This is a genomic window from Pseudomonas taiwanensis (assembly GCF_013393345.1).
In the GTDB taxonomy this organism is placed as follows: Bacteria; Pseudomonadota; Gammaproteobacteria; order Pseudomonadales; family Pseudomonadaceae; genus Metapseudomonas; species Metapseudomonas resinovorans_C.
In genome coordinates this window covers 1-20969 of record NZ_QJRF01000031.1, presented here as the reverse complement: position 1 = coordinate 20969, position 20969 = coordinate 1, and the positions used below count along the sequence as shown (strand labels likewise).

Here is a 20969-nt window from a genome sequence, read left to right as displayed (position 1 = left end):
CTGGGTATCATGGCGCGCACACCAGAGGACGAGGAGCCGAGGACCCATGCGGCCGTTGCTGACCGGAATCGCCACCACCCTGCTGCTGTTGCTCAACACCCTGATCCTGATCGGCCCGATGCTGGCCATTGCCCTGCTCAAGCTCATCCTGCCCGGCCAGGCCCTGCGCGACGCCTGCTCCCGCGGCGTGATGTGGGTCGCCGAGGCCTGGGCGGAAAACTGCAAGCGTGTGTTCGCCGCGTTCACCCCGACCCGCTGGGACATCCGCGGTGGCGAAGGGCTGCGCAACGACACGTCCTACCTGGTCATCAGCAACCATCAGTCCTGGGTGGATATCCCCGCGCTGGTCCAGGCCTTCAACCGCAAGGCGCCCTACTTCAAGTTCTTCCTGAAGAAGGAGCTGATCTGGGTGCCCTTTCTCGGCCTGGCCTTCTGGGCCCTGGACTACCCCTTCATGAAGCGCTACAGCAAGGCCTTCCTGGACAAGCACCCGGAGATGAAGGGCAAGGATCTGGAGATCACCAAGGCCGCCTGCGAGAAGTTCAAGCGCATGCCGGTGACGGTGGTGAACTACCTCGAAGGCACCCGTTTCACCCCGGTGAAACACGCCAACCAGGACTCCCCCTACCAGCACCTGCTCAAGCCCAAGGCCGGCGGCGTCGCCTTCGTCCTGGCGGCGCTGGGCGAGCAGCTGGATGCGATTCTCGACGTCACCCTGGTCTACCCCGGTGACGGCGTACCGGGTTTCTGGGCATTGCTGTCCGGGCGGGTACCGAAGGTAATCGTGGACATCCAGACGCGTCCGCTGGACCCCGCCTTGTGGCAGGGCGATTACGAGAACGACGGAAAATTCCGCCAGTACGTGCAGGCCTGGGTCAGCCAGCTCTGGCAGGAGAAGGATGCGCGGATCAACGAACTCCGCACGCAAATACAAGGGTAGGCACGCGGCCTACCCTCGGTCACCTCAGGTCGACAGCCCGTGTACCGGAGCCGGTTGTACGGGCATTTGCTGGACCGGCGTCTGCTGGGCCGGCGCCTGCTGCAAGCCGGGGGTGACCGGCGGCACCGTCCATTTCCACAGGTTGCCCAGGTTCTGCAGCAGCGATTCGGCCAGACCCTGCTGACCAAGGAAGGACAGGATCAACGGGGCGAACTGGCCGATCAGGCCGGTGTCCATCCCCAGCGAGCCAAAGGCCTGGCCCACGTCTGTCATGTTGTTCATCTGCTGGCCGGCGAGCACGCCGGGCTGGCCGCCCAACGCATTGCCCGACTGCTGGCCAAGCAGGCCACCGATGCTGCTGAGCAAGCCCTGGGTATTGGGATCGGTGAGCATGCCCACGCCCGGTACCGCCTGGTCCAGTTGGGCGAACTGATCGGCCGGCAGGTTGTTGCGCGCCAGGCCGAACATCGCGGTGAGGCCACCAATGGCTTGCTCCGGGGTGATGTTCAACTGGTTACCCAATTGCCCCAACAAGGCCGCCGACTCCGCCGGTGCGACGCCCGGTGCGTTGTCCTCCTGACTGCCCGCTCCACTGGTTGCAGCGGCGGAAATGACATCGCCCAGGGTGACGGCGAATACCGGGCTGGCCGCCAGGCTCAGCAGGGCTGCCAGGGTCAGGCTTCGGGGAATGTGCATAGGTCGACCTCAAGGAAAAGTCCGCGCCGGAACACTACGTACCGGACTGTGAGCGGAAACTCGAGGCTGTGACAGCGGCGACCGGCCGGGTGTTCCCCGCCTCCCGTCGGTCAGGTCCGTAGGATGTGGCGGGCGGCGTTCCGCTAGAGCGCAGCGAAACCCATCACTTCGAATCGATGGGTTTCGCAGGCTCTACCCATCCTACGCGGGACTGGTGCTGGACTAGCCTTGAAAGATCACCCTCCCGGGCATCCGCCATGAACGAATCCCTGATCGCCGAACTCGATGCCGCCCTCCCCCGCCTTGCCCGCAAGATCCGCGTGCTGGAGGCCATCGCCTGGCCCGATGGCGTCGAAGAGCGTTTCCTCACCGACTGGCGCGCCGGGCGGCCTCGGCTTCCAGAGGTGTCGCTGCAGCCCCGCGATCACACTGCCGAGATTGAAGCCCTGGAACACCTCGCCAGCCGCTGCGACACGGGCCACCCGGCGGGTGCTTTCCTCGCCGCCACCGCCGGCAGCTATGCCTGCACTGGGCGCATGCTCGGCGCCATCGGTACACCGGCCTTCAGCGACTTCTCCGCGCGCCTCTACCAGCGTCCCGACCACTACTACGAACGGCAGAAAATGACGCCCCTGGATGCGGCGCGTTTCTTCCTCGATACCACCGACGCGCTGCTCGACAGCCGCTGCATTCCGGCCACCGATGCCTGCATCCCTGCCGAGGATTTCGCCGCCTGGATGCGCACCGAAGTGGACGCTTTCTTCGGCCCCGACCAGGTTCGCGTCGTGGTGGACCCGGACCTCGCTTCCAAAGCCATTGCCGGCGCCACGCGTATCCGCCTGCGGGCTTCGGCACTTTTTTCCGAGCTGGACAAGGCCCAGCTGCTGCAACACGAAGCGTTCGTCCATGCCGGCACCGCACTGAACGGCCGGGCGCAGAAACGCCTGACCAGCCTGGGCCTTGGCGCACCGCGCACCACCCTGACCCAGGAAGGCATCGCCATGCTCGCCGAGTTGCTCACTGGCAGCATCGACATCCAGCGCCTGCGCCGCATCGCCCTGCGGGTGGTGGCGGTGCAGCAGGCACTCGACGGAGCTGACTTCATCGAGGTGTTCAAGGGCTTCCTGGAGGCCGGACAGTCCGAAGAAGAGTCGTTCCGCTCCACTCAGCGCGTGTTCCGCGGGGCCGATGTGCGCGGTGGCAATGCTTTCACCAAGGACGCCTGCTACGTGATCGGGATGCTCGGCGTGCACACCCTGTTGCGGGTGGCGGTGCGCGACAACCGTCCGGAACTGCTGCGCCAGCTGTTCGCCGGGCGGATGACCGCAGGCGACGTGGTGCGCCTGGCGCCGCTGTTCGAATCCGGCTGGCTGGAGCAACCGCGCTACGTTCCACCCTGGGCGGCCGACCTGCGCCGCCTGGCCGCGACCCTGGCTTTCTCCGCCTTCGTCGGGCGAATCAATCTGGAGGTGATCGAGCTGGAGCGGTTCGTGGAGTTGGAGGACGAGTAACCACCCGCTTCGTTTTGGGCCGCTCTTTGTGGGGGCGAATTCATTCGCTAATGGCAGCGCAGCTGCCCTATACAAACCAATGGCAGGACTGTGTCCTGCTTAGCGAATGAATTCGCCCCCACAGGGATTCCATTCCCACCGGACGAATAAAAAAAGGAGCCCCGAAGGGCCCCTTGAGGGACAGACGCCATGGCTGTCACATCACGGCGTCGGGGTCTTGCAGTCGATCAGGCCGCGCTGAAGGTCTTGTGCGGGTCGATGACGAATTTCTTCGGTACGCCAGCATCGAACTCGCCGTAGCCGCGCGGGGCGTCGTCCAGGCTGATGACCTGCACGCCCACCACTTCGGCGATGTTGATGCGGTCCCACATGATCGCTTGCATGAGCGCGCGGTTGTACTTCATCACCGGGGTCTGGCCGGTGTGGAAGCTGTGGGATTTCGCCCAGCCGAGGCCGAAGCGAATACTCAGGGCGCCGATCTTGGCGGCTGCATCCACCGCACCCGGGTCTTCGGTCACGTAGAGGCCGGGGATACCGATCTTGCCGGCCACGCGGGTGACCTGCATCAGCGAGTTGAGCACGGTGGCCGGAGCTTCGTGCTTGGCGCCTTCATGGCCGTGGCCGCGAGCTTCGAAGCCCACCGCATCCACTGCGCAATCCACTTCCGGCTCGCCCAGCAGCGCGGCGATCTGCTCGTGCAGCGGGGTGTCCAGCGACAGGTCGGCGATCTCGAAGCCTTGTGCCTTGGCGTGGGCCAGGCGGGCGGGGTTGAGGTCGCCGACGATGACCACGGCAGCGCCCAGCAGACGGGCGGAGGCGGCAGCGGCGAGGCCAACCGGACCTGCGCCGGCAACGTATACGGTGCTGCCCGGACCAACTCCGGCAGTGACCGCGCCGTGGTAGCCGGTGGGCAGGATGTCGGAGAGGCAGGTCAGGTCACGGATCTTCTCCATGGCCTTGTCGCGATCCGGCAGCTTCAGCAGGTTGAAGTCGGCGTAGGGAACCAGCACGTATTCGGCCTGGCCGCCGGTCCAGTCGCCCATGTCGACATAGCCGTAGGCGCCGCCGGCACGGGCCGGGTTGACGGTCAGGCACACGCCGGTGTGCATTTCCTTGCAGGAACGGCAGCGGCCGCAGGCCACGTTGAAGGGCACGGAAACCAGGTCGCCGATCTTCAGGTTCTCCACGTCGCTACCCTTCTCGATCACCTCGCCGGTGATCTCGTGGCCGAGCACCAGGCCGACCTGTGCGGTCGTACGGCCGCGCACCATGTGCTGGTCCGAGCCGCAGATGTTGGTGGAGACGACTTTGAGGATGACCCCGTGTTCGATCTTCTTGCCGCGAGGGTCCTGCATTTTGGGGTAGTCGATCTTCTGGACTTCGACCTTGCCCGAACCGAGATAAACGACACCACGATTACCAGACATGCGTAATTCTCCGTTGTTGTTGTGAACACAAAGGCGCGACCGACGGCCACGCGGCCTTGCACTGGAGCTTGCATCTGTTGCCGGAACCCGCCGGTGAAACCTGGCAGAGGCGAGTTCCTCAAGTAGGGTGGGCCGGGCGGCGTTCCGCTTCAGCCCACCAAGAAGAGGACGCACCCTCTCCCCGGCCCTCTCCCTGAAGGGAGAGGGAGAAAAGCCTTATGCGTTGAGCACCACCGTGCGGTTGGCGTTGAGGAACACGCGGCGTTCGATGTGGTAGCCGACAGCCTTGGCCAGGGTCAGGCACTCGATGTCGCGGCCCTTGGCGATCAGGTCCTCGGGGTAGTGCGCGTGATCCACCGCTTCGACGCCCTGGGCGATGATCGGGCCTTCGTCGAGGTCGTTATTGATGTAATGCGCCGTGGCACCCACCAGCTTCACGCCCTTCTGGTAGGCCTGGTGGTAAGGCTTGGCGCCCTTGAAGCCGGGCAGCAGCGAGTGGTGGATATTGATCGCCCAGCCATCGAGCTTCTTGCACAGCTCGGGCGACAGCACCTGCATGTAGCGCGCGAGCACCACCAGTTCGGCGCCGGACTGCTCGATCACCTGCAGCACCTTGCGCTCCTGCGACGGCTTGTCGTTCGGGTCGAGGGGGAAGTGGTGATAGGGAATCCCGTGCCAACGGGCGAGCGGTTCCAGGTCCGGGTGGTTGGACACCACTGCCACCACGTCCATGGCCAGTTGGCCGATGCGCTGGCGGTAGAGCAGGTCGTTCAAGCAGTGGTCGGCCTTGGAGACCATCAACACCACCTTGGCGCGATAGCCCGGCGGTGTCAGTTCCAGCTGCATGTCGAACGGCGCCAGGCGCTCATCGAGGCCAGCGCGGAAGGCTTGCTCGTCGAAGTCGTCCGGCTGGCGGAATTCGACACGAATGAAGAAGCGCGAAGACAGCCGGTCATCGAAGGAATGGTGTTCGGTGACGTAGCAACGCTGCTCGAAGAGAAAGCGCGTCACCGCATCCACGGTGCCGAGCACGCTCGGGCATTGGGCGGTGAGAATCCAGGTATCGGGGGTGCGGCTCATCTCGATCTCCAACGGCGCAACGACGTAGGTTGGTGCTGAGCTTGCGAAGCCCAACAAGGAGCGCGCAGCGCTCCCTGAAGTCCATCCGGGGCTCCGCTCGTTGGGCCGCGCTGCGCTTGGCCCAACCTACGGAACGCCCCGTGCCGATCAGGCCTTCACCGCCAGTCCGAACTCCGCGCTGGCGTCTTGCAGCCAGAGCCAGAAGTAGTCGGAGAAGCTGCGACGGATCAGCAGTTCCCAGGTGTCTTCGCCGGTATGGCGAATCACCAGCGAGGCCTTGGCGAAGGTGCTGCCGACGGCCTTGCCCACCGGGAAGTTGCTCGGGTGCACGTCATAGGGGGTCGACTTCATCAGCACCTCGCGGACCTTGGGTCCGGAGAGCTCGAGGATGGTCTGGCCGCCGCTGACGTTGACCACGGAGATGTGCTGGCCATCCAGTGCCTTGCGCAGGCGCTGTTCGGTCTCGAACTCCTGGCCACTCGGCACGATCAGCAGCCACTCGTCCGGGCCCAGCCACTGCAGCGAGGTGTCGCCGCTGGCCACCAGGGTCAGCGCGACCGGCAGCTCCAGGCCCAGGGCGCTGTGCACGCCACCGGCGAAGGCCGGATCCTTGGCGTCGCCACGGATCACCAGGTGACCGAGGAGCTTCTTCTCGCGCAGGACCACACCTGCGCTGCTCTTGCCTTTGCGCGCCAGCTCGTCGAGGCCGGCATGGAACAGCGGCGATTCGGCGTGGGCGGCATCAGGACGCTGTTTGTAGACGTTCACGTTAGACATTCTGGCGGTCCCCTTTCGGGTCATAGAACACGGAGCTGCAGATTTCGGCTTCGATCACGCTGCCATCGGCCAGCGGCGCGAAGACACGCTCGCCCATACGCTTGAGGCCACCCTTGACCACGGCCATGGCGAAGGAATAACCCATGGTCGAACTCATGTAGCTGGAGGTGACGTGGCCGACCATCTTCATCGGGATGGACTGCTTCGGATCGAACACCAGCTGGGCGCCTTCCGGCAGCACCTTGTTCGGGTCGATGGGCTTGAGGCCTACCAGTTGCTTGCGGTCTTCGCGCAGGCTGTCTTCGCGGTTCATGCCGCGCCAGCCGATCCACGAGAACGCCTTGTTGCGACCCACGCACCAGCCCATGTTCAGGTCGTCCGGGGTCACCGAGCCATCGGTGTCCTGGCCGACGATGATGAAGCCCTTCTCGGCCCGCAGTACGTGCATGGTTTCAGTGCCGTACGGGGTCAGGTTGTACTTCTTGCCGGCCTCGACGATTTTTTCCCACACGCCCAGGGCGTAGTCGGCCTGCACGTTCACTTCGTAGCTCAGCTCACCGGTGAAGGAGATGCGGAACACACGAGCCGGCACACCACCTACCAGGCCTTCCTTCCAGCTCATGAAGGGGAAGGCGTCCTTGTCCAGGTCGATGTCGGTGACTTCGGCCAGCAGCTTGCGGCTGTTGGGGCCGGACAGGGTCATGGTGGCCCAGTGGTCGGTGACCGAGGTGAAGTACACCTTCAGCTCCGGCCATTCGGTCTGGTGGTAGATCTCCAGCCATTCCATCACCCGGGCGGCACCGCCGGTGGTGGTGGTCATGATGAAGTGGTTCTCGGCGACGCAGGCGGTCACGCCGTCGTCGAAGACCATGCCGTCTTCCTTGCACATCAGGCCGTAGCGGGCCTTGCCCACGTCCAGCTTGGTCCAGGCGTTGGTGTACACGCGGTTGAGGAACTCGCGGGCATCCGGGCCCTGGATGTCGATCTTGCCGAGGGTGGACGCATCGAGGATGCCCACGCTGTCACGCACGGCCTTGCACTCGCGGGCGACCGCAGCGTGCATGTCTTCGCCGCGCTTGGGGAAGAACCACGGGCGCTTCCACTGGCCGACGTCCTCGAACTCGGCGCCCTGCTCCAGGTGCCAGCGGTGCATCGCGGTGTAACGCTTGGGCTCGAACAGGTGGCCGCAGTGACGACCGGCGACAGCGCCGAAGGTCACCGGGGTGTAGTTCGGGCGGAACATGGTGGTGCCCATCTCGGCGATGGAGATACCCATCGAGCGAGCGGCGATGGCCAGGCCGTTGATGTTGCCCAGCTTGCCCTGGTCGGTACCGAAGCCCAGCGCGGTGTAGCGCTTGACGTGCTCGACCGACTCGAAGCCTTCACGGGTGGCCAGTTCGATACCGGCGGAGGTGACGTCGTTCTGCAGGTCGACGAACTGCTTCGGCGCACGGGAGGTGGACTTGTCGTGCGGCACCTGGAACAGGCCCACGGTCGCTTCTTCCTTGCGCTTCTCGGTCTTCGGTACGGTGCCTTCGACCAGCTTGAAGCCGGCTTCGGCCGCAGCCTTGGCACCGGCCTCGAAACCGTCCGCCAGGGCATCGCCCAGACCGAACACGCCATTCACGGCACCGGCGCAGATGCGCTTCTGGAAGCCTTCACCGGGCACGAAGGCGAGGATGTCTTCACGCCAGGTCGGCTTGCCGCCCAGGTGCGACGCCAGGTGTACCACCGGGCTGTAGCCGCCGGAGCTGGCGATCAGGTCGCAATCCACCACTTCACCGGGGCTGGTGACCTTGTGGCTCTTCAGGTCGATGGCGCAGATGCGGGCACCGGTGACGCGCTTGCTACCACGAGCCTCGACCACGGCGCTGCCGGTGAGGATGCGCACGCCACGAGCGCGGGCTTCTTCGACCCAGGCGCCGCGCGGGTTGCTGCGGGCATCGGCCACAGCCACTACTTTCTGGCCGGCATCCAGCCAGTCCAGCGCGACGCGGTAGGCGTAGTCGTTGTTGGTGGACAGCACCAGCTGGCGGCCCGGGGCCACGCCATAGCGGTTCACGTAGGTGGAGACGGCGCCGGCGAGCATGTTGCCCGGCACGTCGTTGTTCGAATACACCAGCGGACGCTCGTGGGCGCCGGCGGCCAGCACCACGCGCTTGGCGCGGACGCGGTGGACGCGGTGACGGGCCTGGCCATGGGGCGCGACCTCGCCCAGGTGGTCAGTCAGGCGCTGGTGGATGGTGAGGAAGTTGTGGTCGTGATAGCCGTTCACCGTGGCGCGCGGCAGCAGGGTCACTTCCGGCAGCTTGGCCAGTTCGGCGATGGCCTTGGTCACCCACTCCGAAGCGGGCTTGCCGTCCAGGGTTTCGCGGGTGTCCAGCAGACTGCCACCGAATTCTTCCTGCTCGTCAGCCAGGATCACACGGGCGCCACTGCGGCCGGCGGCCAGGGCGGCGGCGATACCGGCAGGGCCGGCGCCAACCACCAGCACGTCGCAGTACTGGTTCATGTGGTCGTAGATGTCCGGGTCGACTTCCAGAGGGGCACGACCGAGGCCAGCGGCCTTGCGGATGTACTTCTCGTAGGTCAGCCACAGGTTCTGCGGGTACATGAAGGTCTTGTAGTAGAACCCGGGCGGCATCATGGAGCCGCCGACCTTGCCGAGGATGCCCATGACGTCGTTGTTCACGTTCGGCCAGCCGTTGGTGCTGGTCGCCACCAGGCCTGCGTAGAGGGCCTGCTGGGTGGCGCGCACGTTCGGCACCTGGGAGCTCTCGGTGGAACCGATCTGCAGCACGGCGTTGGGCTCTTCCGCACCGGCGGCGACGATGCCGCGCGGACGGGAGTACTTGAAGCTGCGGCCGACGATGTCGACGCCGTTGGCCAGCAGGGCGGCAGCCAGGGTGTCACCCGCGAAGCCCTGATAGTTCTGGCCGTTGAAGGTGAAGGTCAGCGGTTGACTGCGATCGACGCGGCCACCCTTGGGGAGGCGATTGACCTGGCTCATGCCGTTACTCCTGCGGTCGCGGCTTTCTTCTCGCCGACGTTGGCCTCGGTGACAGTGGGCTTCTCACCGATCTTGTAGGTTTCGAGGATTTCGTAGCTCACGGTGTGGCGCGTGGCGTTGAAGTACTTGCGGCAGCCAGCGGCGTGCACCCACAGCTCGTGGTGGATGCCGCGCGGGTTGTCGCGGAAGAAGATGTAGTCGCCCCACTCCTCGTCGGTGCAGGCGTTCGGATCCAGGGGGCGCGGGATGTGCGCCTGGCCCTTGGCGTGGAATTCCTCTTCGGAGCGCAGCTCCCCGCAGTAGGGGCAGAAGATGTGCAGCATGGTGGTGGTCTCCGGTGAATCTCTTTATCTCCCCTCTCCCCTTGGGAGAGGGGCCGGGGGTGAGGGATGTCGGCCTTGGCGCGGTAGCCGGTCCCCTCACCCCAGCCCTCTCCCCAAGGGAGAGGGAGCTTGATCAGTGCGCTACCGCGGCAGCCCCGTGTTCATCGATCAGTGCGCCGGTGTGGAAACGGTCGATGGAGAAGGGCTTGGCCAGCGGGTGCATTTCGCCGCGCGCCAGGCTCGCCGCGAAGACATGGCCCGAGCCCGGGGTGGCCTTGAAGCCGCCGGTGCCCCAGCCGCAGTTGAAGAACAGGTTCTTCACCGGGGTCTTGGAGATGATCGGGCAGGCGTCCGGAGTCGTATCCACGATGCCGCCCCACTGACGGTTCATGCGCACGCGGGAGAGGATCGGGAACATCTCCACGATGGCCTGCAGGGTGTGCTCGATGGTCCCGTAGGAGCCGCGTTGGCCGTAGCCGTTGTAGCCGTCGATACCGGCACCGATGACCAGGTCGCCCTTGTCCGACTGGCTGATGTAGCCATGCACGGCGTTGGACATGATCACGCTGTGGATGATCGGCTTGATCGGCTCGGACACCAGGGCCTGCAGCGGGTGGGATTCCAGCGGCAGACGGAAGCCGGCCTGCTTGGCCATATGACCGGAGTTACCAGCGGTGACCACGCCGACTCGCTTGGCGCCGATGAAGCCGCGATTGGTTTCGACACCGATCACCGCGCCATCCTGCTTGCGGAAACCGAGCACCTCGGTGTTCTGCAGCAGGTCGACACCCAGGGCGTCGGCGGCACGGGCGTAGCCCCAGGCCACGGCGTCATGGCGGGCCACGCCCCCACGACGCTGAACGGTGGAACCCATGATCGGGTAACGGGTGCTCTTGCTGCAGTCGAGGAAAGGAATCTCCTCGGCTACCTGGCGGGCGTCCAGCAGTTCGCCGTCGACGCCGTTGAGGCGGTTGGCGTTGACCCGGCGAGCCGAGTCACGCATGTCCTGCAGGGTGTGGCAGAGGTTGTAGACGCCACGCTGGGAGAACATCACGTTGTAGTTCAGGTCCTGGGACAGGCCTTCCCACAGTTTCATGGCGTGTTCGTACAGCTGCGCCGCCTCGTCCCACAGGTAGTTGGAGCGGACGATGGTGGTGTTGCGCGCAGTGTTGCCGCCGCCCAGCCAGCCCTTCTCCACCACCGCGACGTTCTTCACGCCGAACTCCTTGGCCAGGTAGTAGGCAGTGGCCAGGCCGTGGCCGCCACCGCCGACGATGATCACGTCATAGACCGGCTTCGGCGTCGGGTTGCGCCACATGCGTTGCCAGTTTTCGTGGTGGCTCAGGGAGTGCTTGAACAGACCGAAGCCGGAATAACGTTGCATGTTCGGACTCCTGGATTAGCGGTAGACAGGGAAGTCGGCGCAGAGGCCGGCGACCTGCTTGGCCACCTGGGCTTCGACGTCGGCATCGCCGAGGTGGTCGAGGATGTCGCAGATCCAGCCGGCCAGCTCGATGCTCTGGGCTTCCTTGAAGCCACGGCTGGTGATGGCCGGGGTACCGATGCGCACGCCGGAAGTCACGAAGGGCGACTGCGGGTCGTTCGGTACGGCGTTCTTGTTCACGGTGATGCCAGCGCGGCCAAGGGCGGCGTCAGCTTCCTTGCCGGTCTTGCCTTGCTTGATCAGGCTAACCAGGAACAGGTGGTTGTCGGTGCCGCCGGAGACCACGTCGTAGCCACGGTCGATGAACACCTTGGCCATGGCCTGGGCGTTCTGGATCACCTGGGCCTGGTACTCCTTGAAGCCGGGCTCCAGCGCTTCCTTGAAGCACACGGCCTTGGCGGCGATCACGTGCATCAGCGGGCCACCCTGGGCGCCGGGGAAGACAGCGGAGTTCAGCTTCTTCTCGATCTCTTCGTTGGACTTGGCCAGGATCAGGCCGCCACGCGGACCGCGCAGGGTCTTGTGGGTGGTGGTGGTGACCACATCGGCGTAGGGCAGCGGGTTCGGGTACAGGCCAGCGGCAACCAGGCCGGCGACGTGGGCCATGTCGACGAACAGCAGCGCACCCACCTTGTCGGCGATGGCGCGGAAGCGCGGGAAGTCGAGGGTCTTGGAGTAGGCGGAGAAGCCGGCAACGATCATCTTCGGCTTATGCTCGACGGCCAGGCGCTCGACTTCGTCGTAATCGATCAGGCCGGTGGCGGTGTCCAGGCCGTACTGCACGGCGTTGTACAGCTTGCCGGAGGAGGAGACCTTGGCGCCGTGGGTCAGGTGGCCGCCGTGGGCCAGGCTCATGCCGAGGATGGTGTCACCGGCGTTCAGCAGGGCCAGGTAGACGGCGCTGTTGGCTTGCGAGCCGGAGTGCGGCTGGACGTTGGCGTAATCGGCGCCGAACAGCTGCTTGGCACGGTCGATGGCCAGCTGTTCGACCTTGTCGACGAACTCGCAGCCACCGTAGTAGCGCTTGCCCGGGTAGCCTTCGGCGTACTTGTTGGTCAGGCCGCTGCCCTGGGCTTCCATCACGCGCTTGCTGGTGTAGTTTTCCGAGGCGATCAGCTCGATGTGGTCTTCCTGACGCTGCTCTTCTTCCTGAATCGCGCTGAACAGTTCGTCGTCGTAACCCTGGATCTGGTCTTGCTTGCTGAACATCGATGATCTCCTGCGACAACCCGCTGTCGTCTCTGTTGTTTTGGGGGCTTGGCGCCTACCGCTGCAATACGGTCGGTGCCAGCCTGTTGCGGCCGATTGTGCGAGTTAGTCCGACACCCCGTTTGCCTGTTTGCGACGTGTAAATGCCCAAACCTACCCTGGCAGCGAAGTAAAACCGTTCGATTACCGAAGACCTCTCCGCCAGCCCCCGGATATCGCGCAGGAACGCCGCTGATGCAGGGCTGGAATGGGTGTAAGCTGGACCCCGGCGCAGGCTCGCTCCCGCGCCTCAGAACAATAAAAAGACAGAACTGCACTTCGACTCCTGCCTCACCCGCCAATACCCAAAAACGACAGTCGATGCAGTGGAGGAAGAACCCATGGCTGTTGCGAATCTTGCGCCGCCGTCCGTCGACGAAATCCAGGCCCAGTCCCGGCCTGACGCAGTGAAGACCTTCGGTTTCCTGCTGATCCCCAACTTCACCACCATCGGCTTCGCTTCGGCGATCGAGACCCTGCGCATGGCCAACCTGGCCGCCAAGCGCACCCTGTTCCGTACCCTGCTGATCGCCGCCGACCACGAGCCGGTGCAAGCCAGCAATGGCATGCGCGTGGTCCCCGACCACAGCTTCGAGGACGCTCCCGCACTGGACGCCCTGTTCGTCGTCGGCTCCAACCCCATGCCGACCCGCTACGACCGCCGCCTGCTCAACTGGGTGCGCAAGCTGTCCCAGCACGACGTGGCGCTGGGCGGCATCTGCACCGGCAGCCACCTGCTGGCCAGCGCCGAATTGCTCAAGGGCTATCGCTGCACGGTGCATTGGGAGGACATCGAGCAGGTCAAGGACAAGTTCCCCGGCATCGTCATTTCCAACCAGCTGTTCGAACTGGATCGCGACCGCTACACCTGCTCCGGCGGCACCGCATCCATGGACATGACCCTGCAACTGATCGCCCGCGAGCCGGGCGGCGTGGAAATCGCCACCCGCGCCGCCGAACTGCTGCTCTGCGACCGCATGCGCGGCGCCCGCGAACAGCAACGCGTTCCGCTGCGACAGAAGCTCGGCCACGCCCAGCCGAAGCTGAGCCAGATCGTCGCGATCATGGAAGCCAACCTGGAGGAGCCGCTGGAGCTGGAAGAACTGGCGCAACTCAACGAGGTATCGGTGCGCCAGCTGGAACGGCTGTTCCACAAGTACCTGGACCGCACTCCCAGCCAGTACTACCTGGAACTGCGCCTGAACCGCGCCCGCGACCTGCTGCTGCGCAGCGAGTCCCAGGTCCGCGACATCGCCCTGGCCTGCGGCTTTGCCTCGCCGGCGCACTTCTCCAAGTGCTACAGCCGCTTCTTCGGCCATTCGCCGCGCGGGGAGCGCAAGCAGAGTCCGTTGCACGTCTGAGGCCTCCACCGACATCGCTTTCCAGTGGGACCGCTCTTCTGTGGGGGCGAATTCATTCGCTAAGCAGGACGCAGTCCTGCCATCAATCTTGCGGGGGCAGCTGCGCTGCCCATAGCGAATGAATTCGCCCCCACAAGAAAACGGAACCCGCTCGCCGGAAACAAAAACGCCGCCCTCCTCTCGGGGGCGGCGTTTTCTTTTCACGACCTGCTGAATCAGGCGTCCCGCTCAACACCTCCGCTGAGCGCCACCACCGGCTTCTTCGCCAGCAGCCAGTAAACGACGCCGGATACCAGGATCGCCGGGAAGCTCGCAGTGATCTGCTCGGCGACATCCTTGAACACATGGGCCAGGACGAAGTAGACGCCGAAGCCCACTACCAGCGACGCGATGCCTGCCATATTCCAGCCATTGCTGCCGTAGTAGGCGCCGCCGGCTTCGGCGAACAGGTCGCGGTCGGACAGGCGCTTGCCGCGCACGCAGAAGTAATCCACCAGGATGATGGTCCAGAGCGGAATGAAGATGCCGCCGATCACCCCGAGGAAGGCTTCGAAGTAATGCAGGAAGGAGTCGAAGGCCATGGGCACGAAGCACAGCACCAGTTGCAGCACGACGATGATCGCCAGCGCCTTCTTCGGCGTGAGGCCCTTGAAGGCACCGAGCAGGCCCATGCCCGAGCCGTAGAGCACGGTCACGTTGGTGCTCACGGTGGCGAAGATCAATACCAGGAACGACACCATGCCCAGGCCGAGGGTTGCCAGCGTGGAACTGGGATCGGAGTTGTTCGGGTCGACGAAGCCGCTCTGCAACGCCACGCCGATGGCACCGACGGCGCCTATCACCATGAACCAGCCCTGGCCGATGTTCAGCCCCAGCCAGCTGCCGACACTGGCCGCCGTCCCGGTCTTGGAAAAGCGCGAGAAATCCGCGACCTGCGCCCAGGTCCAGGAGAAGCCGAAGGCCAGGTCGATGAAGAAGGCCACGCTGTGGGTTGGCGCCGCCACCTTGAACTCCATGATCTGCTTCAGCTCCCACTGCGACAGCACCACGTAGGTCACCCAGGCGCCCAGCACCAGCAAAAGGATGCCTGCCACGCGCTCCAGATAGCGGATCGCCTCATGCCCGAGGAAGGTGATCACGCCCTGGGCCACCGCAGTCAGCAGGATGCCCAGGACCATCGGTCCCGTTGACCCTGGCTGGCCGAACGTCGGCCAGCCAAACGCCGCGCCGAAGACATGGCTGAGGGAAATGGCCGCAATGAAGCTGTTCACGCTGGGCCAGCCGATCAGCACCAGGAACTGAGCGACGCCGGTCAGGCGCGAGCCCTTGGTGCCCAACGACGGACGCGATACCACCGCCGTGCTGGCGCCATAGCGGTAGCCGATATACGCCACCACCGCCCAGGGGATCATCATCAACGGCAGCCAGAGCAGGCTGTATTGCAAGACGAAGACCATGCCCAGCGCGGCGGCCATGCCGCCGAAGAACCAGGAACCGGTGTTGATACCGGAGCCAAACCAGGTCCAGACCGTATCGGCGAACCCGTAACTGCGCTCCTCGGGCTTGATCTGGCTGAGCCCGTACTCTTTGTGTGCGTCTGAATTCGACATAGCTGAAACTTCCTCGCGAACCGGCGTGGCGGTCCGCTGTTGTAATTGTTGAAGTCGCTTGTTCTGTTCGGGTTGACGCAATGCCGTGTCAGGCGCTCGGGAACTCCTGCTCGATGGCGTCGGCGATGCCCTGGACACAGACTTCCAGGATCAGCTCGCCCTTCTCCCGGCTGGCCGTCTTCGCCGACGACAAGGTGCCCGGTGCTGGCGTGCGCGCCGGATCGACCGGGAACACGTCGTAGGGCGGGAAGGTCGCGGGCGGGTGATCGACGACGCGCTCCAGGTCCACCAGGTCCGGGTACAGGGCGAGCATCAGGGAGGTCTCGAAGACACCGCCGTGCTCGATGTCCCAGCCGAGGAAGCCCTCGGGATAGAGCTGCTGGATCACCGCCGGGTCCTTCACGAAGTCCCAGTAGGAGAGCACCACCACCTTGAAGTCGTGGATGCCGGCGTAGCGCAGCTCACGCAGGGCAAGGTCGATGCCTTCGACGATGAACATCGAGTTCTCGTAGTGGCCGTTCATCAGCACCAGACGGCGCACGCCGTGGCGCGCCAGCTCGCGGATGATGTCCTGTACCGTGCCGGTGAGGGTGGCGCCGTCCAGGCTGGTGGTACCGGGGAAGTGGTTACCGCCGCCGGACTTCTGCTGGGACTTGTAGCCGTACTGCAGACCCGGCAGCACCAGCGCGCCAATGCGTTCGGCGACCTGCCGGCACACCGCCGTGGGCAGCAGGACGTCGACGTTCATGCACATGTGATGGCCATGCTGCTCCAGGGCACCGACCGGCAGCATCAGCACGCAATCGCCGCCTGCGACGCGCGCTTCGTACTCCTTCCAGGTCAGCTCACCTACGAAAACACTCTTGCTCATCGAAATACTCCAGGAATTCAGGGCGCCAGACGGACTTCCGCTTGCAGCATTGCATCAGAAGCGCGTGGACGATTTTTGTACAAATCCGACCCGAAGTTGGCAGGATCGCCGGGGTCTGTCCGTTAGTCGTCTGCCAGCGCCTTGTGCGCCGTCTCGCTGATGCAGAGCATCGCCAGCAGCGCCACGGCGGCCGCACCCACCAGCATCCAGGCCGGCGCCAGCTTGTCGCCGGTCTGGCTGATGAACCAGGTGGCGATGAAGGGCGCGGTGCCGCCGAACAGGGCGTTGGCGGTGTTGAAGCTGAAAGCGAAGCCGCTGTAGCGCACCCGCGTCGGGAAGACCTCGGCGAGGAAGCACGGCAGGGTGCCGTCGTTCATCGCCAGCATCAGGCCGAAGGCGATCTGGATCAGCAGGATGAAGGCGAAGGACTTGCCCTCCAGCAGACCGAACAGCGGCACCGTGAGCCCGAGGAACAGCAGGGACGCGGCGATCAGCATGGTCTTGCGGCCGAAGCGGTCGGAGAGCTTGCCCATCAGGAAGATGAAACCGATGTAGGTCGCCAGTGACACGGTGGACGCCAGGAAGGAATCGGTTTCGGTCATGCCCATCTCGGTGGAGAGGTAGGTCGGCATGTAGCTGAGGATCAGGTAGAAGGCCACCGCGTTGAGGCAGGTAACGCCGATCGCCACCAGCACCTTCCTGCGGTGCACACCCATGAGTTCGCGGATCGGCACCTTGTGCCCGGCTTCCTTCTGCTCCATCGCCTGCTCCATTTCACGGAACTTCGGCGTGTCCTGCAGGTGCAGGCGGATGTAGCGGCCGATCAGGCCCAGTGGCGCTGCCAGCAGGAACGGAATGCGCCAGCCCCAGCTGTGCAGCTGCTCGGTGTCCAGTTGCGAGTAGAGCAGCGCCGCGAACAGCGAACCGAACAACAGCCCCGCCGCCGTGCTCGCCGGGACCAGGCAGGTGTAGAAGCCGCGCTTGTTGTCCGGGGCGTACTCGGCGAGGAAGGCCGCCGCGCCGGCGTATTCGCCCGAGGCGGAGAAGCCCTGTACCAGGCGAATCAGCAGGAGCAGCAGCGGCGCCAACATGCCCACCTGGGCGTAGGTCGGCAGCAGTGCGATGCAGAAGGTGGCGCCGGACATGATCAGGATGGACAGGGACAGGGCATTACGCCGGCCGTAACGGTCGCCGATATGACCCCAGACGATGCCCCCGATGGGGCGGATGATGAAGGAAATGGCGAACACCGCGAAGGCCGCCAGCAGACCGGTGGTCTTGTCGGTGGCGGGGAAGAACACCACCGCGATCACCGCGGCCAGATAACCGTAGGCGGCGTAGTCGAACCACTCGACGAAGTTGCCGATGAAGCTGGCGGTCGCCGCGCGGCGGAGGGTGCTGCGCTCGCTGCTGGCCATCTGGCTGCCGGCCTGGCCGTAGGCCAGGGTCTGGTTGGATGTACTCATTGGGCACCCCCTTCACACGGGAGCTGCGCCTGGTTGCCTGGAGTATGGACGGGAGCGCCCCGACCGTTGTTGAAGAACACTGAGTCGGCAGCTCCCCAGGGGAGCGTTCCTGCAATAAACCTGACCATTGCCTGTACCTCTATTGTTATGTCGTGTAGTTCGGCAGCGGGTAGTCAAAAGGCGGCGCGTGCGCGGGGCTCTGGCCCCGTGAATGCCGCGCGTCGATTCTTGTTGTGGTGATGCGTGAAACCACGGCCCGCGCAGGAGGTCGGCTCTGCGCGGGCGTGGGCTGGATCATTTACGGATGATGTTTTTCTCCGGGCCGTAGGGGAACTTGGTGATGTTCTCGGCACCGTTCTCGTTGACGATGAGGATGTCGTGCTCGCGGTAACCGCCGGCGCCCGGCAGGCCTTCCGGCAGCATGATCATCGGTTCCATGGACACCACCATGCCCGGCTCCAGCACCGTGTCGATGTCCTCGCGCAGCTCCAGCCCGGCCTCGCGACCGTAGTAGTGACTGAGGGTGCCGAAGGAGTGGCCGTAGCCGAAGGTGCGGTACTGCAGCACGTCGTGCTTGAGGAAGATCTCGTTCAGCTCGCGGGCGATGTCGCTGCAGCGCGCGCCGGGCTTGATCAGCTTCAGGCCGGCTTCATGCACCTCGACGTTGACCTGCCACAGGCGCAGGTGGTCGTCCGAGCAATGGTCGAGGAACAGCGTGCGTTCCAGCGCGGTGTAGTAGCCGGCGATCATCGGGAAGCAGTTGAGGCTGAGGATGTCGCCCTTGTTCACCTTGCGGGTGGTCACCGGGTTGTGGGCGCCGTCGGTGTTGATGCCGGACTGGAACCAGGTCCAGGTGTCCATCAGCTCTACGTCTTCGAAGGTGTCGGCAATGGCGCGGACCATGGCCTGGGTGGCGTGCAGCGCCACTTCGTATTCCTGCACCTGGTCACGCAGGGCTTCCACCACTGCCGCGCCGCCAATGTCGGCGATGCGTGCGCCGTGGCGGATCATCACGTGCTCTTCGGCGGACTTGATCATGCGCATGCGCATGCAGGCAGCGGCCACATCCACCAGCTCGGCGTCCGGGTAGCGGGCAGCCAGCTTGTCACGGTTCTGCAGGTTCAGGTGGTCGTGTTCGATGCCGATGCGGCGGGCCTTGGGCAGGGCCTGCTGGATGGCGACGAAGTAGTTATCGCGCTGCCAGTCGGTGTAAACGATGTTGTCGGTGCCGACGGTGCGACGCCACGGCTGGCCGCCGTCGATGTTGGCGCTGATGCTGATGACGTCGTCCTGGGTCACCACCAGCGCGTAGGGACGGCCGAAGGAGCAGTAGAGGAAGTCGGAGTAGTAGTTGATGTTGTGGTACGAGGTGAAGATCGCAGCGTCGATGTTCTCCGCCGCCAGATGGGCGCGCAGCTTGGCATGGCGATTGGCGAATTCCTGGGCGGAGAAGGTGGATTTGACCTTGTCGCCGTTACGGATGCGGAGCGTCTTGGGCATTTGCATGGCGGTGAACCCTTGTTGTTTTCCAGTGACTCGACTCACCGGGCTGGTGGGCCGTTGGAAAGCATTGCAACAGAAGGTCCCCGCCATTTTTTGTACGTATCCGACCCGTAATTGGTCAGATCCGCTGGGGTGGGTTGGTTGCGATCCGCGGTGTCTTTGATGACTGCGAGCGGGGGATTGGGCACCCTCACCCCCGGCCCCTCTCCCGGAGGGAGAGGGGTGACTCAGGCTGGATGCGACGTGCCAAGCGCGCACGGACTGCCCCCTCTCCCTCTGGGAGAGGGTTGGGGTGAGGGAAGGTGGGGTGACTCAGGTTTGCCGGCAGGCGCAAACCGCTTTTTACCGTGGGGCGAATTCATTCGCTAAGCAGGCCGCAGGTCAGCCCAAGAGGTCGGCCGGGGCAGCTGCGCTGCCCATAGCGAATGAATTCACCCCCACAAGGGAAAGGCCCAACGCCGTACTCGCACCACCAAAAAAACAGGCCCGAACCATGCTGCCAGGCACGGGCGGGCCCGAAGGTGGTGTCACTCGGTATCAGTGCATGGCGACGCGGCAGAGCTGCGGCTTGTCCAGCCGTTCGTTGCTGGGCGGGATGCCGAAGTGCTCGCGGTAGCACTTGGAGAAGTTCTGCGCGGACAGGAAGCCGCAACCAGTGGCTACCTGCACCACCGGCAGCGCGGTCTGGCGCAGGAGCTGGCGGGCGCGCAGCAGGCGCAGTTTCAGGTAGTGGCGCGATGGCGAGCAGCGCAGGTACTTCTGGAACAGCCTTTCCAGCTGACGACGCGACAGCTCGACGAAGCTGGCCAGGTCGTCGAGGTCGAGGGGTTCCTCCAGGTTCGCCTCCATCAGCGCGATCACCTCCTGAAGCTTGGGCTGGGCGCTGGCCAGGGCTTCGCGCAGGGTCATCCGGCTGGCCCAGGCCGGGACGCTTTCGCTGCACGGAAGCAGACCGGCCTCGACCAACAGTGCACGGGCGGACTCCAGCGCGCCCAGCTTCACGCCGCGGGCGGCCAGGTCGCGGAGTTGCGCGAGCAATCCGGCGTGAGCGAGCGGAGCGCCGTCGCCGCCGCAGAGAATCAGGGCGTCCAACCCACTTGCCTCGGCGAGGCTGCCTTCGGCCGTCAGCTGCATGCCGTTGCCGGCGCGCACCGGGTTGCCGTCGAACGTCAGGATGCACCAGCGATAACGGCCCGCTCCGGGCTGCTGGTTGGCCAGGCGCAGCGGCTCGAGAGAGCCGGCCAAGGCGATCAGGCTGAAATCCTCCAACAGCAGGAAGCCGATGGATTGGAAGCAGTGTTCAGACGGCGGCAGGGCTTGATAGGCGGTCATGGCATCAGCACTCCACCGCACTCACGGCCAGGCCACCGCGTGAGGTTTCCTTGTACTTGTCGTGCATGTCGGCGCCGGTGTCGCGCATGGTGCGGATCACCTGGTCCAGCGAGATGAAGTGCTCGCCGTCGCCGCGCAGGGCCATCTGCGCGGCGTTGATCGCCTTCACCGCGGCAATCGCGTTGCGCTCGATGCACGGCACTTGCACCAGCCCGCCCACCGGGTCGCAGGTCAGCCCGAGGTTGTGTTCCAGGCCGATCTCGGCGGCGTTCTCCAGCTGCGCCGGGGTCGCGCCCAGCACTTCCGCCAGGCCAGCGGCGGCCATCGCGCAGGCCGAGCCCACTTCGCCCTGGCAGCCGACTTCGGCACC

General features: G+C 64.9%; 16 protein-coding genes and 1 pseudogene. 3 read left to right on the top strand and 14 right to left on the bottom strand.

Annotation, left to right across the window (positions count from 1 at the left end; genetic code table 11):
- Positions 1–46: 46 nt before the first annotated feature.
- The gene (locus DM872_RS02810) at positions 47–940 is read left to right on the top strand and encodes an acyltransferase (protein ID WP_179058024.1); all 894 of its coding nucleotides are present in this window, start codon (positions 47–49) and stop codon (positions 938–940) included.
- Positions 941–964: 24 nt separating this feature from the next.
- Here DM872_RS02810 and DM872_RS02805 read toward each other — a convergent pair whose 3' ends face one another.
- Positions 965–1636 carry a DUF2780 domain-containing protein gene (locus tag DM872_RS02805; RefSeq protein WP_179058023.1) on the bottom strand — a complete coding sequence of 224 codons (672 nt, stop codon included), beginning with the start codon at positions 1634–1636 and terminating at the stop codon, positions 965–967.
- 257 nt (positions 1637–1893) lie between these two features.
- Between DM872_RS02805 and DM872_RS02800 the strand changes: the two genes are divergently transcribed.
- Positions 1894–3147 carry a flavohemoglobin expression-modulating QEGLA motif protein gene (locus DM872_RS02800; protein ID WP_179058022.1) on the top strand — a complete coding sequence of 418 codons (1254 nt, stop codon included), beginning with the start codon at positions 1894–1896 and terminating at the stop codon, positions 3145–3147.
- 227 nt (positions 3148–3374) lie between these two features.
- Here the strand turns inward: DM872_RS02800 and fdhA are convergent, their stop codons facing one another.
- The 7 genes from fdhA to glyA form a co-directional block, all read right to left on the bottom strand.
- A complete protein-coding gene (gene fdhA / locus DM872_RS02795; protein WP_108240792.1) occupies positions 3375–4574 on the bottom strand; it encodes a formaldehyde dehydrogenase, glutathione-independent in 1200 nt (399 codons plus the stop codon).
- 216 nt (positions 4575–4790) lie between these two features.
- Positions 4791–5654, bottom strand: a complete 864-nt coding sequence (gene purU, locus DM872_RS02790) for a formyltetrahydrofolate deformylase (RefSeq protein WP_179058021.1) — start codon at positions 5652–5654, stop codon at positions 4791–4793.
- A gap of 147 nt (positions 5655–5801) precedes the next feature.
- Positions 5802–6431, bottom strand: coding sequence for a sarcosine oxidase subunit gamma (locus tag DM872_RS02785; RefSeq protein WP_179058020.1), 630 nt, complete (start codon positions 6429–6431; stop codon positions 5802–5804).
- Positions 6424–9441, bottom strand: a complete 3018-nt coding sequence (locus DM872_RS02780) for a sarcosine oxidase subunit alpha (protein ID WP_179058019.1) — start codon at positions 9439–9441, stop codon at positions 6424–6426. The genes DM872_RS02785 and DM872_RS02780 overlap by 8 nt, the downstream gene beginning before the upstream one ends.
- Complete coding sequence (locus tag DM872_RS02775; protein WP_069081714.1) at positions 9438–9764, bottom strand: sarcosine oxidase subunit delta; 327 nt, start codon at positions 9762–9764, stop codon at positions 9438–9440. The genes DM872_RS02780 and DM872_RS02775 overlap by 4 nt, the downstream gene beginning before the upstream one ends.
- Before the next feature lie 133 nt (positions 9765–9897).
- Positions 9898–11148 (bottom strand): sarcosine oxidase subunit beta, encoded by a 1251-nt coding sequence (locus DM872_RS02770; protein ID WP_077520519.1) that lies wholly within the window; start codon positions 11146–11148, stop codon positions 9898–9900.
- Positions 11149–11163: 15 nt separating this feature from the next.
- Positions 11164–12417 (bottom strand): serine hydroxymethyltransferase, encoded by a 1254-nt coding sequence (glyA, locus tag DM872_RS02765; protein WP_077520516.1) that lies wholly within the window; start codon positions 12415–12417, stop codon positions 11164–11166.
- 380 nt (positions 12418–12797) lie between these two features.
- Between glyA and DM872_RS02760 the strand changes: the two genes are divergently transcribed.
- Positions 12798–13817, top strand: a complete 1020-nt coding sequence (locus DM872_RS02760) for a GlxA family transcriptional regulator (RefSeq protein WP_179058018.1) — start codon at positions 12798–12800, stop codon at positions 13815–13817.
- 215 nt (positions 13818–14032) lie between these two features.
- Here the strand turns inward: DM872_RS02760 and DM872_RS02755 are convergent, their stop codons facing one another.
- From DM872_RS02755 to DM872_RS02730, 6 genes and pseudogenes are all read right to left on the bottom strand, one after another.
- Complete coding sequence (locus tag DM872_RS02755; RefSeq protein WP_179058017.1) at positions 14033–15427, bottom strand: purine-cytosine permease family protein; 1395 nt, start codon at positions 15425–15427, stop codon at positions 14033–14035.
- A gap of 88 nt (positions 15428–15515) precedes the next feature.
- Complete coding sequence (locus DM872_RS02750; RefSeq protein ID WP_179058016.1) at positions 15516–16298, bottom strand: creatininase; 783 nt, start codon at positions 16296–16298, stop codon at positions 15516–15518.
- Between the two features lie 122 nt (positions 16299–16420).
- On the bottom strand, positions 16421–17764 hold the full coding sequence (locus DM872_RS02745) for an MFS transporter (protein WP_179058015.1): 1344 nt from the start codon (positions 17762–17764) through the stop codon (positions 16421–16423).
- Between the two features lie 294 nt (positions 17765–18058).
- Positions 18059–19270 (bottom strand): M24 family metallopeptidase, encoded by a 1212-nt coding sequence (locus tag DM872_RS02740; RefSeq protein ID WP_179058014.1) that lies wholly within the window; start codon positions 19268–19270, stop codon positions 18059–18061.
- A 561-nt stretch (positions 19271–19831) separates the two neighbouring features.
- Positions 19832–20179 (bottom strand): annotated as a pseudogene (locus DM872_RS31045) (helix-turn-helix domain-containing protein); the annotation flags it as partial.
- A gap of 424 nt (positions 20180–20603) precedes the next feature.
- Positions 20604–20969 (bottom strand): L-serine ammonia-lyase, iron-sulfur-dependent, subunit alpha (locus DM872_RS02730; RefSeq protein WP_179058012.1); only part of this gene is annotated, 366 nt, incomplete at its 5' end.

Coding starts and splice junctions, on each gene's coding strand:
- DM872_RS02810 (WP_179058024.1), top strand. CDS start 47: ATGCGGCCGTTGCTGACCGGAATCGCCACCACCCTGCTGCTGTTGCTC.
- DM872_RS02805 (WP_179058023.1), bottom strand. CDS start 1,636: ATGCACATTCCCCGAAGCCTGACCCTGGCAGCCCTGCTGAGCCTGGCG.
- DM872_RS02800 (WP_179058022.1), top strand. CDS start 1,894: ATGAACGAATCCCTGATCGCCGAACTCGATGCCGCCCTCCCCCGCCTT.
- fdhA (WP_108240792.1), bottom strand. CDS start 4,574: ATGTCTGGTAATCGTGGTGTCGTTTATCTCGGTTCGGGCAAGGTCGAA.
- purU (WP_179058021.1), bottom strand. CDS start 5,654: ATGAGCCGCACCCCCGATACCTGGATTCTCACCGCCCAATGCCCGAGC.
- DM872_RS02785 (WP_179058020.1), bottom strand. CDS start 6,431: ATGTCTAACGTGAACGTCTACAAACAGCGTCCTGATGCCGCCCACGCC.
- DM872_RS02780 (WP_179058019.1), bottom strand. CDS start 9,441: ATGAGCCAGGTCAATCGCCTCCCCAAGGGTGGCCGCGTCGATCGCAGT.
- DM872_RS02775 (WP_069081714.1), bottom strand. CDS start 9,764: ATGCTGCACATCTTCTGCCCCTACTGCGGGGAGCTGCGCTCCGAAGAG.
- DM872_RS02770 (WP_077520519.1), bottom strand. CDS start 11,148: ATGCAACGTTATTCCGGCTTCGGTCTGTTCAAGCACTCCCTGAGCCAC.
- glyA (WP_077520516.1), bottom strand. CDS start 12,417: ATGTTCAGCAAGCAAGACCAGATCCAGGGTTACGACGACGAACTGTTC.
- DM872_RS02760 (WP_179058018.1), top strand. CDS start 12,798: ATGGCTGTTGCGAATCTTGCGCCGCCGTCCGTCGACGAAATCCAGGCC.
- DM872_RS02755 (WP_179058017.1), bottom strand. CDS start 15,427: ATGTCGAATTCAGACGCACACAAAGAGTACGGGCTCAGCCAGATCAAG.
- DM872_RS02750 (WP_179058016.1), bottom strand. CDS start 16,298: ATGAGCAAGAGTGTTTTCGTAGGTGAGCTGACCTGGAAGGAGTACGAA.
- DM872_RS02745 (WP_179058015.1), bottom strand. CDS start 17,764: ATGAGTACATCCAACCAGACCCTGGCCTACGGCCAGGCCGGCAGCCAG.
- DM872_RS02740 (WP_179058014.1), bottom strand. CDS start 19,270: ATGCAAATGCCCAAGACGCTCCGCATCCGTAACGGCGACAAGGTCAAA.